Annotated in this window: 11 protein-coding genes; 1 reads left to right on the top strand and 10 read right to left on the bottom strand. The window is 64.8% G+C overall.

The genetic code is table 11. The annotated features are described in order from the left end of the window. Positions 1-118: 118 nt before the first annotated feature. The 4 genes from BUB62_RS14045 to BUB62_RS19350 form a co-directional block, all read right to left on the bottom strand. Complete coding sequence (locus BUB62_RS14045) at positions 119-856, bottom strand: (Fe-S)-binding protein (RefSeq protein ID WP_073111108.1); 738 nt, start codon at positions 854-856, stop codon at positions 119-121. A gap of 161 nt (positions 857-1,017) precedes the next feature. Beyond that, on the bottom strand, positions 1,018-1,866 hold the full coding sequence (locus BUB62_RS14040) for a hydroxymethylglutaryl-CoA lyase (RefSeq protein WP_073111106.1): 849 nt from the start codon (positions 1,864-1,866) through the stop codon (positions 1,018-1,020). Positions 1,867-2,020: 154 nt separating this feature from the next. Beyond that, the gene (locus BUB62_RS14035; protein WP_073111103.1) at positions 2,021-2,995 is read right to left on the bottom strand and encodes a hypothetical protein; all 975 of its coding nucleotides are present in this window, start codon (positions 2,993-2,995) and stop codon (positions 2,021-2,023) included. Positions 2,996-3,116: 121 nt separating this feature from the next. Next, a complete protein-coding gene (locus BUB62_RS19350) occupies positions 3,117-3,785 on the bottom strand; it encodes a helix-turn-helix domain-containing protein (RefSeq protein ID WP_073111101.1) in 669 nt (222 codons plus the stop codon). A gap of 130 nt (positions 3,786-3,915) precedes the next feature. Here BUB62_RS19350 and BUB62_RS14025 point away from each other — a divergent pair, with 130 nt between their 5' ends. Continuing rightward, positions 3,916-5,259: a M23 family metallopeptidase gene (locus BUB62_RS14025; protein WP_073111099.1), complete on the top strand. Its 1,344-nt coding sequence runs from the start codon at positions 3,916-3,918 to the stop codon at positions 5,257-5,259. 183 nt (positions 5,260-5,442) lie between these two features. On the opposite strand, the gene BUB62_RS14020 is transcribed toward BUB62_RS14025, so the two are convergent. The 6 genes from BUB62_RS14020 to BUB62_RS13995 all read right to left on the bottom strand — a co-directional run bounded on the left by BUB62_RS14020 (position 5,443) and on the right by BUB62_RS13995 (position 11,841). Next, on the bottom strand, positions 5,443-6,039 hold the full coding sequence (locus tag BUB62_RS14020) for a hypothetical protein (protein WP_073111097.1): 597 nt from the start codon (positions 6,037-6,039) through the stop codon (positions 5,443-5,445). A 260-nt stretch (positions 6,040-6,299) separates the two neighbouring features. After that, complete coding sequence (locus BUB62_RS14015) at positions 6,300-7,022, bottom strand: hypothetical protein (RefSeq protein ID WP_073111095.1); 723 nt, start codon at positions 7,020-7,022, stop codon at positions 6,300-6,302. Beyond that, positions 7,019-8,803, bottom strand: coding sequence for a S8 family serine peptidase (locus BUB62_RS14010; protein ID WP_143164184.1), 1,785 nt, complete (start codon positions 8,801-8,803; stop codon positions 7,019-7,021). The genes BUB62_RS14015 and BUB62_RS14010 overlap by 4 nt, the downstream gene beginning before the upstream one ends. 98 nt (positions 8,804-8,901) lie before the next feature. Next, complete coding sequence (locus tag BUB62_RS14005; RefSeq protein WP_073111092.1) at positions 8,902-9,471, bottom strand: 2'-5' RNA ligase family protein; 570 nt, start codon at positions 9,469-9,471, stop codon at positions 8,902-8,904. A 318-nt stretch (positions 9,472-9,789) separates the two neighbouring features. Further along, positions 9,790-11,184, bottom strand: coding sequence for a M28 family peptidase (locus BUB62_RS14000; RefSeq protein ID WP_073111090.1), 1,395 nt, complete (start codon positions 11,182-11,184; stop codon positions 9,790-9,792). Between the two features lie 87 nt (positions 11,185-11,271). After that, the gene (locus tag BUB62_RS13995) at positions 11,272-11,841 is read right to left on the bottom strand and encodes a histidine phosphatase family protein (protein ID WP_073111089.1); all 570 of its coding nucleotides are present in this window, start codon (positions 11,839-11,841) and stop codon (positions 11,272-11,274) included.

Genomic DNA, 11,841 nt, shown 5'->3' with positions numbered 1-11,841 from the left:
GTGCTGCGCTCCGATGTGATGTACCGCACGGCCGTCAAATAAGAAAGTAAGCGGGGCCTTGAAAAAGCAAAAAGTCTCGACATTTTTACAAATGCTGGGACTTTTTACAACTGAAAATCTACCACCCGCTCGCCAGCACATCAGCCACGTGCAGGGTTTTAATCGGCTTTTTCTCCCTCCGGATATACGCGTCCAAGTGCATCAGGCAGCTCGTGTCGGTGCTGATGAGGTAGTCGGCACCGGTAGCCAGGGCGTGCTCCACTTTCTGCTCGGCCATGGCCACCGAAATGGCCTCGAACTTCACGGCGAAGGTGCCACCGAAGCCGCAGCAGGTTTCGGTTTCGGCCATTTCCAGGCGCTCCAGCCCCTGCACGGCATCCAGCAGCTGGCGCGGGGCCGCCCGGATGCCGCACTCCCGCAGCGCGGAGCAGGAGTCGTGGTAGGTGTATTTGCCGGCCAGCCGCGCCCCCGCAATGCTCGGCACACCCAGCACGTCCACGATGAACTCGGTCAGCTCGAAGATGCGGCGCTGCACGCCGTGGTAGCGGCCCTGGTCGGCGCTGCCCTCAAACAGCCCGGCATACGCATTGCGCACCATACCCACGCACGAAGCCGACGGGCTCACGATGTAGTGGCCCTCGGCCGAAGGAAAATCGTTGAGAAACTTGGTGGCTACCTCGCAGCTTTCGGTCTTGTAGCCGGCATTATAGGCCGGCTGCCCGCAACAGGTCTGGTTGGCGTTGTAATGTACCGCGCAGCCCAGCTTTTCGAGCACCTTCACCATGTTCATGGCGGTGTCGGGAAAAAGCTGATCAACGAAGCAGGGAATGAACAGATCGACTTGCGGAGTAGGCATGGGAGATTCTTATTTATCCTGTCATCCTGAGCAGAGCGAAGGACCTTATGGGATAGAAACGAGTCGTTGTTACGAGTGTCGTTTAACTAGCATAAGGTCCTTCGCAAGCTCAGGATGACAGGTGAGTGGGAGGAACAACCGACGATTTACAGGACATTCCCCTAAAAATGAAACACGCCCCCGGCCAACCGCTGCGCCTCGCCCAGCGCCGCCATATCCAGCCCCAGCTCCTCCCCCTGTTCCCGAAAATACGCCACCATATTCTCGGTAGCCATATTCCCGGTTAGCACGTCGGTGGCCATGGGGCAGCCGCCGAAGCCACCGATGGCGCCGTCGAAGCGGCGGCAGCCGGCCTGGTAGGCGGCTTCCACTTTCTCGCGCCAACTGGTGGGCGTGGTGTGCAGGTGGGCCCCAAACTCAATGCCGGGAAAAGCCGGAATCAGCTGGCCAAACAGCGGCGCGATGGTAGCCGGCGTGGAGGCCCCGATGGTATCCGACAGCGCCACGATGCCCACGCCCATGTCCGCCAGCGTCTGGGTGAATTCGGCCACTACTTCCGGGTTCCACGGGTCGCCGTAGGGGTTGCCGAAACCCATCGAAAGATACGTTACCAGCGTTTTGCCGGACTTTTCGCACAGGTTCTGCATCTGCGCCAGCTCAGCCAAGGCTTCGATGATGCTCTTATTGGTATTGCGCTGCTGAAACGTCTCGGACACCGACAGCGGGAAGCCGATGTACCGGATTTCGGGGTGCAGCGCGGCCGTTTCGGCCCCGCGCAGGTTCGCCACGATGGCCAGCAGCTGGGTTTTGGTCTGGCTCAGGTCCAGCCCCGCCAGCACCTCGGCCGTGTCGCGCAGCTGCGGAATGGCCTTCGGTGACACGAACGAGCCGAAGTCCAGCGTGTCGAAGCCCACGGCCAGCAGGGCCTGCAGGTAGGCGGTTTTGGTGGCCGTCGGGATAAACTCGGTTAGGCCCTGCATGGCGTCGCGGGGGCATTCGATGAGCTTCATAAGCGGGAACAGTTGGGTAGGCGGGGCAAAAGTAACCCGTTTTGCTCACCGCCAATTTCTTCCCCATCGGTTCGGGGGCTGGTCAGCCGTCAGCTATTTTTCCAACGCCCAGTCCAGCCCCCAGTCTCTATGAAGGAAATTTCCGGCATCCGGCCTACCGCAGCACGCCAAACCGGCCACCGCGCACGTCCAGAATCAGGGTGCGGTCCAGAAAGGGCGCGTTGCCGAGCATCCCGCCCATCCCCGAAAAGCGCATCAGGTTTCGCTCCACGAAGCTGGTGCCCTCGATGTGCGTAACGGTGCCCAGCGGCACGGCCACCGCCCCTACGGCTACCGTAGCGGCCGTGGGGGCCGTGTACGAAGTCAGCACCCGGTTCAGCGAATTGACGGCGGCCTGCTTCACCGGCGCGCCGGGCCGGGCCAGCTCCCCAAAAATGGTTTTGCTGGTGAGCAGGGCAAACGCGCTGCTGCCGGAGTCGAACAGCAATTGCTTGGGCTGGCCCTGCACGGTGGTGGTAAACTGCACGCGGCGCTCGGCAAACAGCAGCGGAGCGAAGGTGGCCGGCCGGGCCAGCGCCGCGGGCAGACTATCGTAGAGGCTGAATTGCCGACGGGCAAAGTCGAGCGCGAGGGCGCGGCCGTCGAGCACATCGGCTCCCAGCGTGCCGATGATCAGCGGGCGGGTGGTATCGGCGGGCAGCTCGCTCAGGCCGTGCCGAATGACGCGCAGCCGGCGGGCCCGCACCTTGCCCGCGCCCAGCGCAAACGTGAAGTTGTGGAGGGTATCGGCCTGCACCAGCAGGGCCGCGCGGGTGGCCGGGTAGCGGGTGCGCAGCGCGGCCAGCGGGTTGGCGTAGAGCAGGGACGTGGGCGCGCCGGTATCGAACTGCAGGTAGCAGGTGCGCGGGCAGCCGGGCAGCCGCACGGGCAGTAGCAGCGCGGCCTGAGCCGTCACGGGCGTGGTGCTGCTATCGGCCTTCCACACAAACGGCGTGGTGCCGGGCAGCCCCGTTACTACCAGCTGATTGGCCGGGGCCTGAAATTTCTTGCGGAAGTAAAAATAGCCGCCGATGCTGCTCAGCACGAACAGCGCCAACAGCGTCAGCAGGATTTTGGGGAGCCGTTTCATAGGGCGGATTAATTGGGGTGATTGATGCCTCAAACCTACCTCGCCCGGGCCTTCGGGCCTGCGTCATTTTGCCGCCACTTGCCCGCCAATGCTATAAAAACCTGAAATTCAAGATGATTAATTACAGCCGAACCGGGTACACGTTCCGCTCGCCGCGCCGCAGCTGCCAGGCCGCGTGCCCAATGGCGGCCACGTTCAGCCCATAGCTCAGGGCAAATACCACCACGTAGCCGCCCCGCCATACCGTGTGGAAGTAGTGGCTGGCCACTAGCTGCCCCAGCGCCAGCAGCAGGTAGGCCACGGCGCACCCCGCCTGCCACAGCACCTGGAAGCCCAGCACCCGGCGGCCCACCGCCGCCACATCAATGATGGTATGGCGGCGGCCCCGCCACAGCAGCAGCGGCACCACAATGTTCAGAAACGGCAGGGCCAGAAAGCTCAGCGCGCTCAGGTTGAGCAGCTGCACAAAGTCGGGGTCGGGGCGCAGGGCCGGGGCGACGCGCCGCACCACCAGCGCCACCGGGGCCGCGGGGGCCAGTTGGCTTTCGGCACGCCGGATGGGCGCCGGCTCCGGCGCCGGCTGCAGCACCGGCTCCGGCGCGGGCCGAAACGCCTCCAGCTCTACGCCCAGCGCGGCGGCCAGGGCCTGCAGCGTGTAGCCGCGCGGCATGGTTTCGCCTTGCTCCACCCGCTGAATGGTGCGCAGGCTCACGCCCGATTGCTCGGCCAGCAGCTCCTGCGAAAGGCCTTTGCTTTTGCGAATAGATTGAATACGAGTAGCCGAAAACATAATAAAAAAGAGCAGCAGCGCGAAGGATCGGCCAATAATACGGCTTTCTGAGCCAGCTTGCCGGCCGCCCGGCTCCAAACGAACCACCCGCCCCCAAACCGGGTTTATCCAGCTGTATAAACTTCGTGCAATGACCGCTATTCGTTTGTCCTTCCGCCTACTCCTGTTCATATTTCTCTTCACTGCCTGCGGCAAACAACAAACCCTGCAGGGCATCTTCCAGAAAAGCACCGCCCACCAGGAATACGCCCGTCGCCTGCGCCAGGCCCACCTCGACGAAACCGCGCTAGGCCGCGACTGGCTCGCCGCCGCCGACCGCGCCCTGCGCGATTCGCTCACGGTGGCCCTCCCCTTCCAGGAAACCGGCTTTTTCCGCGCCGACCGCGCCACTGCCGCCGCCTACCGCTACGCTGTGCGGGCCGGCGAGCAGATCAACATCCGCCTCACCCTGGCCCCCGGCACCGAAGCCCACGTCTTCCTTGATGCCTTCGAGCTGAGCCCTGACCGTGCCGCGCCCCACCCCGTGGCCTCCGCCGATACGGCCGCGCTGTCATTCAGCTACTTCGCCGAGGCCGACCGCCAGCACCTGCTGCGCGTGCAGCCCGCACTGCTGCGCACCGGCCGCTACACGCTCAGCATCCGGCGGGCGCCGTCGCTGGGCTTCCCGGTGCGGGGCAAAAACGACGTGGCCGTGGGTAGCTTCTGGGGCGCCGACCGCGACAACGGCGCCCGCCGCCACGAGGGCGTCGATATTTTTGCCCGGCGCGGCACGCCCGTGGTGGCCGCCGCCAGCGGCCTGATTACGCGCACCGGCGAAACCCCGCGGGGCGGCAAAGTGGTGTGGCTGGCCGATGCCGCGCACGGCCAGCACCTCTACTACGCCCACCTCGATAAGCAGCTGGTAGCGCCCGGCCAGCTGGTAAAAATGGGCGATACGCTGGGCCTGGTCGGCAATACCGGCAATGCCCGCACGACCGTGCCCCACCTGCACTTCGGCATCTACCGCGGCGGCTGGGGTGCCATAGACCCTTTCCCCTCCCTGCGCCGCGCCGATCCCGAGCCGGCGGCTCCGGCCACTAAACCCGAGCGGCTGGGCCATTGGGTGCGGGTGAAGGACAAGCAAACGAGCCTGCGTCATAGCCCCACCGCCCAGGCCCCGCGGGCCGCCGCGCTGGCCCGTCACACGCCCCTGTTTGTGGTGGGCAGCCAGGCCAATTGGTATCGGGTAGAGCAGCCCGACGGGCAGATGGGCTACGTAGCGGCCCAGGCGGTGGCCGCCGAACCATTGCGCCGGGAGTCGCTGCTCGCGGCCGCCGACTTATACACGCGCCCCCAGGCCGGCGCAGCAGCCCTGGATACGCTGCCGGCCCGCAGCCAGGTGGCCGTGCTGGGCGAATTCGGCGGTTTTCGACTGGTGCGCAACGGGGCGGGACTGGTAGGCTGGCTGAAGCCAGCCGCCGCGCCCCGCGGCTAGCAGCCGGCGTTCATTTGTTCTTCATGCAGTTCCATCGACCTTTCGCCCAGGTGATTGGATCGAATACGGCGCAGCTTTCGCAGGAAGGCCGCGCCGTTTTCTTGTTCAGGAAAAATCCTTTGACATAGCAAAAGCCCCGACGGTAGTCCGTTGGGGCTTTTGCTATGTCGGAACCAGAAGCGGCTACTCGGCCACCACGACGGCTTTTTGCTGCTTTTTGTCGAAGGCAATGCGGCGCTCTTTGCCGGCGGCCGTCACGTAGTCGAAGCCCACGGCGCGGGAGTCAGCCTTCACGGAGGTCCAGGATTCGGCATCCACTTCACCGGGCTGGGTGGCGGTTTTGCTCACGGCGGGCTGCACGAAGCGGTCTTCAGCAAAAAAGCTGTTCATGCCGCGCAGGATGGCAATTTCCTTGTCGCGCACGGTGGCGGCCTGCGGATCGTCGAGCTGGCGCTCATCGAGCAGCGCGGTGGCAGGCATCACCTCTTTACGTAGCGTGTCGCCGGTGCTGCTCACAATGATGAACCGGGCCTGCCCGTTCATGATTTTCGGGCCCTGCAGCTGCAGAATGAAATTATCCTTGGCCTTGGTATTGGAGAAGTAGTGCGACGCCCGCACCGTGTTCAGCACCGTACGGTCACTCACGCGCGCTGTGGTAGTAGGCGGCGTATACACGCGGTCGGCATTGCGGGACGTGCCCACTTCGCGCTCCGTGTTCAGACACGAAGTAAGCTGGAGGAGTACGGCGGCAGAAACGGCAAAAAGTACTGTCTTTTTCATTGAGGGGTAGGCAACCATCGTCTTATCAGTTCGGCAAAATACAAAACCTCTGCTACCCCGCATAGACGGAGCCGTTTTCCAGAGGTTTTAAGCTGGGCCGGGAGGGCCAAAGCATGTACATCAAAAATAGCCCCAGGGTTTCCCGGCGCGATAGTGAAATAGTGAGATACTGGAATAGTGAAATAGAGAGATGGTAAAATAGTGAGTTGATGTTCTGATGGCGCAGGTAGCGCATACTAAACGTCAGCTTACCAGCTCACTTACAACCAGCTTAGTTCCAGACCCAGCAGCCAGCGGGGCAGTTCCGGGTAGCGGGGCTGGGTGCCGGGGCGGAATACATGGGAGAGACGGTAGCGGCCGACCAGCGCGTAGCGACCCGAGCCCAGGCGGGCGCCCGCGCCGTAGGTCCAGCGGTTCACGTAGGCGAGGCCCCGCTCCGAGGTCTGCACTTTTTTGGCGCCGTTGGACGCTCCATCCTCATAATGATGCACCGAGCTGATAACCCAGCCGCCCCAGCCCAGCGCATCCACGTAGCGGCCGATGGCGTTGCCGCGCCGGCCGTAGCTGAGCCGCACAAACGCCTCGGTCTGTGCCTGGGGCAGGGCAAGATATTCCCGGCGATGCAGCACGGCATTCGGCACCGTTTTTTGTCCGGTCTGGGCCAGGTGGTACACCGGGCGGGCATAGCGCACATCCAGACCTAGGGCCAGCGGCTGGCTGATGCGCCACTTGTTGCGCAGCCCCAGCTGCACCTCCGCCGAGCGGCCGTAGCGCAGCGCCGCGCCCGCGCCACCCGCTGGCCCCGCCACCAGGCCGTAGCTCAGGTACGCATGATTGTAGAAGGCACGGTTGGGGCCGAAGGTGGAGCGCACCGTGTCGTCGGCCACGTTTTCGCGCAGCAGTACGCGCTGGGCCAGCACGGAGGCAGGCGCGAAAAAGCTCAGCAGGGCGCCCAGCAGGACGGGCAGAATCAGCGGCCTCATTGGGCGGAGTAGCTTTGGGTGAAGCCCCGATACTGCACCCGCAGCGTGTCGCCGGGCTGCAAGCGGCGCAGCGGCAGGCGCAGGATGGCCCGCTGGCTCACCTCGCGCACTTCATAGCTGCGCAGCACGTTGCGGCGGTCGGCTATGTGCCAGTACAAATACTCGGGGTGGGCTGGCAGCGATGGGGAGCCGGCGGGGCCGGGCGGCGCGGCCCGTGCGGTTTCGCTAAGTAGCGGCACCGGCGCCTCGCGACCCAGGGCGGGCAGGCTGGCAGCCTTTTCGGCAGTGGCAGGCCCGGCCGCCGAGTCCGCGTAGAGTGGCAGCTGATAGGCGGCCACTTGTGCTGCTTCGGGCCGGATGAGTACCGTCAGAATGCTGTCGTGGCGCGTTATGTCGAAGGTAGCGGGCGTGGGCAGCGGGGTTTTGTCGGGCAGGAAGTAGCGGGCCTGGGGGGTGCCGTAGCCGTGGGCGTAGTCGAAATACGGGTACAGGTCGGCCGACTGCTGGATTTTCTGAAACAGCTGCATCACGCTCAGGCCCCGCTCCTGCTGCCAAGCGCAGGCCGCGAAGCCCGCCAGCAGCGGACTGGCAAACGAAGTACCCTCTACCACCGAATACCCCTCCGGCGCGGCGGCCAGCACCCGGCCGAAAGCCACCACGTTGGGCTTCAGGCGGCGGTCGGCGCTGGGGCCGTAGCTGCTGAAGGGTACGTGCAGATACGTGTCGGGGTCGAGGCCCCCCACGGCCAGCACCGAGTCGCCGTCGGCGGGCGTGCCGATGGTGCGCCAGGTTTCGTCGTCGCCGTCGTTGCCGGCGGCATTCACCACCAGCATGCCCTTGCGCACGGCCAGCTCGGCAGCGCGGGCCACCAGACTGGTGCGGCCGTTCATCTGCTCCGGGAAATAGCGGCGGGCGGTGTAGCCCAGGGACGAGTTGATAATGTCGGCGCCGTTGCGGTCGGCCCATTCGGCGGCAGCCAGCCAAGCTTCCTCCTCGGCATACAGTTCGCGCAGATTTCGTTCGGTGCGGGCCAGCAGAAACTCAGCCTCCGGAGCCAGGCCCAGCGGCGTGCCATCGGGCAGGCGGCCGGCAAGGCAGGAAAGCACCTCCGTGCCGTGCGAGCCGCCCACAAACACGTTGGGCTGATTGCGGACAAAATCGTGGGTGAGCACCACGCGCTTCTCGGCAAAAAGCTGGAGGAAAGCCGGATGCTGGTCGGCCCGGATAAAGCCCACGTCGAAAATGGCGATGCGCAGGCCTTTGCCGGTGAGGCCGGCCCGCTGGAAAATGGGGCCGCCCAAGCTGCCGGTTTGGCGCTGGGCCAGCTGCCGGTCGGCGGCCGATAGTTCCCAATCGGCCGGGGCCGGGCGCTGGCTGGCGGGCGTGAGCGGGGCGGCGGGGCGCAGCTCTACGGCCCGCACGCCGGGCAGCCGGCGCAGCGCAGCGGCCTGGGCCGGCGTAGCGCGGCAGGCCACGGCATTAAACCAGCGACTGACCAGCGTCACGGTGTCGGTCAGGGCCCGGATCTGGCGCACGTAGTCGGGGCGCACGGGGAAATCGGTGCTGTCGCAGGGCGGCAGGTGCTGGCGCTGGCGACGGGCTTGGGCGGGCGCGGAAAGGTAGCGGGCGGCATCCAGATGTGTGCCGGCTTTATCGCGCAGCAGCACCCAGTAGGCCGCGGGTGGGCCTTGCCGGGCCTGGGCCGCACTGCTAATAAACAGCAGAATGCCAGCCAATACGAGCCGCGGGGCGCAGATTTTCAGATCAGTAAAAGACAACAAAGCAGCAGCGGCTATGAAAAGCGAAAGGTACGACGCGCAGGTTGGTTCCCGCAGGGGTGCGCGGAGGTTTCGCTGAGATTCGCAGAGTGCTGACGGGCCTAGATGCCTAGTGGGAAGTCGGCGACGGCGTGCCAGTGCTGGCCATCGTGACGGAACAGGGTGAGGGCGCGGGCCTCGAAGGTGGCGGCAAAAGTGCGGGCTGCAAATTCCTGCTGAAGCGCCGGTACCTGGTCGGCGGGCAGGTCGCGGGTGGCCAGGGTCATGTGGGGCGTGAAGGGGCGGTTTTCCGACGAGACTTCGGGCAATTGTTGGGCGCAGAAGGCCAACAGGTCAGCATGTAGCTGGGGCAGAGCGGGGCACTCTAGCACGCGCACAAAAAGCGTACGGCTGCCAAACCAACCGAAATTCTCCAAGCTTATGCCGAAAGGCGACCGAGTGGCGGCAAAATCCTGCAGTACCGCGCGGCAGGGGGCCTCAAATTCGGCGGGCTGGCGGGTGGGCGGCAGCAGGGTGATGTGGGGCGGCAGGCGCACGGCATTGCGGCTGCCGGTGCGCTGGTGCACCTGCTGTTTCAGCGCCCACACCTGGGCCAGCACCGGTTCCGGCGGCACGATGGCCACGAAAAACAGCGGTTTCACTTCCTTGGCCGATTTCGGGGAATGAGTCATTCTGTTGTTCTGCCTAAGCTTATCGAAGCATCGCGCCCATTTCGCCAGGCTTTCCAGATGAAGTATAGCGGAACCCAGCTTGCAGAACAGCCGCAGCGCGGCGACAGGTTTGTAGCATCTGGTTGTAGAAAACGAACAAGCCGCGTAGCGGTGACAGAGTCGTTCGGGCGGTTCTGTCACCGCTACGCGGCTTTTGAATCAGTTCATGCGCGATTCTCTACAAACCTGTCGCCGCGCTGCGGCTGTTCTGCAAGCTGGGCTGAATAGGTGTGTCTTAAGCCAGGCAGTACAGGCATGCTGGCCCGGTATGGCCAGGGCTTACAGCCCGTATTTGCTCAGCAGATAAATCAGGCTGGCCATACTGGCGCCGCCCAGTTCCAGCTCGCGGCGGTTCACTTTGTCGAAGGTGTCAGCGGCGGTGTGGTGCAGGTCGAAGTAGCGCTGCGAGTCGCAGCGGTAGCCGATCAGGGCTTTGGCCTGATCTTTCAGCGGGCCGATGTCGGTGCCGGCGTGGCCGGCCTCGAACGCACCACTAAAGTAGGGCACGAACAACGGCTGCCATTGCTGCATGTGCTGCACCACGGCCGCGGGGGCCTCAATGCTGAAGCCGCGGGGTGTGAAGCCGCCGCCGTCGGACTCCATAGCGGCCAGGTGCTTTTCGCCGGTAGCTTTGGCCAGGGCGGCGTATTTTTCGCCGCCGCGCACGCCATTTTCCTCATTCATAAAGAGCACGGCCCGCACGGTGCGCTCGGGGCGCAGGCCGGTGGCCTTGAGCAGGCGCAATACTTCCATGCTCTGCACGCAGCCGGTGCCGTCGTCGTGGGCACCCTGGCCCAGGTCCCAGGAGTCGAGGTGGCCGCCCACCGTGATGATTTCCGCCGGGTATTTGGAGCCGGTAATTTCGCCTACCACGTTGTAGGATTTCACTTCGGGCAGGGTTTCGCAGCTCATTTCCAGCTCGAAGGTCAGGCCGGGGTCGGCTTTGAGAAGCTGGCTGAGCTGGTCGGCACCGTTGGTGCTGAGGGCGGCGGCGGGCAGCTTGGCTACCTGCTCGTCGTAGCGCATGGTGCCCGTGTGCGGAAAGTCGTCGTGGGCCAGCGTGAGCGAACGAACCAGGGCCCCCACCGCGCCCCGTTTGGCGGCCTCTATGGCCCCATTGCGGCGCTGGTCGCCGGCCTCGCCGTAGGCCCGGCCGGTTTCGACGTAGGTCGGGTTCATGGGCCGGTTGAAGAACACAAATTTGCCCTTCACTTTCTCGGCCGGCAGCGCGGCCAGCTCGGCCCAGGTTTTCACCTCCACCACCCCGGCCCGCAGCTTGCCGCCGGTGCCCACTGAGCCACCCAAAGCACACACGTTCAACTCAATACCCTTGCCTTTGGCGGGCTTGATTTCGCCCTTTTCCTTCGCGCCCCGCACCCAGTGCGGCACCATCACTTCCTGCAGATACACCCGGTCGAGGCCCAGCTTTTCCATAGTCAGCTTGCCCCAGTCCACGGCCTGCTGGGCCTGGGGCGAGCCGCTGAGCCGGGCACCGATGCGGCCGGTTAGGTGGCGCAGGTTGTCGTAGCTCTGGCCGCGCAGCAAGGCTTCGTCGTAGAGGCGGCGAATGTTGATGGAGTCCGTTTTGGTGGGAGCCGCGGTCTGGGCCTGGGCCGCAAAAGTCAGCAAGCCAAAGCCCGCAAGCAGCAGCCCGCGACAAAGAAATAAGCGCATAAGCAAATGATATTCAGCGAAAAAAACCAACAAAAAAGCGAGCCGGCAAGCAACGGAGGGCTTTCGGCAACGCGCTAAGGTAACGCCTTATTTAAGCACTGGTTTAACCGCCGATTGAGCCGAAGCCACGCCGTAGCGCCGGGCGGTGGCCGTGGCCGCGCCCGTGGCGGGCAGCTTCACTTCCAGCAGATAATCATACTCCGCATCGGCCACCGTGGGCACGGGGCGGGTGGCTCCCAGCGCCTCGGCGGTTTCCAGCAGGGTGTTGGAATGGCCCACTACCAGCACCGCACGGCCGGCGTATTCCTGCCGGATGCGAGTGGCCAGCGCGGGCAGGTTTTTGGCGTCGTACACCTGCGGCGTCAGGTTTAGGGCCTCGGCCAGGGGCGCGGCGGTGGCGCGGGTGCGGCGGGTATCGGTGGTGAAGATGGCGGCCACACGGCGGCGCTGCAGCTGCTGGCGCAATGCCAGCGCCCGCTGTTCGCCGGCAGCCGTCAGGGGCGGGTCGGTGAGGCCGGGCGTGAGGTCCTTTTCGGCGTGGCGCACGATGTACACGGTGGTTTTCTTCTTGGTGCCGCGCGGCGGCTGGGTGGCCAGCAGCAGGCTCACGGGCAGCAGCAGTGCCAGCAGAAGCAGGAAAAATCGATTTTTAGGCAT

Origin of the sequence: Hymenobacter daecheongensis DSM 21074 (assembly GCF_900141805.1) — a bacterium.
Lineage (GTDB): Bacteria > Bacteroidota > Bacteroidia > Cytophagales > Hymenobacteraceae > Hymenobacter > Hymenobacter daecheongensis.
The sequence above is the reverse complement of the archived record's forward strand: the minus strand, read 5'-3'. Positions and strand labels throughout refer to the sequence as shown.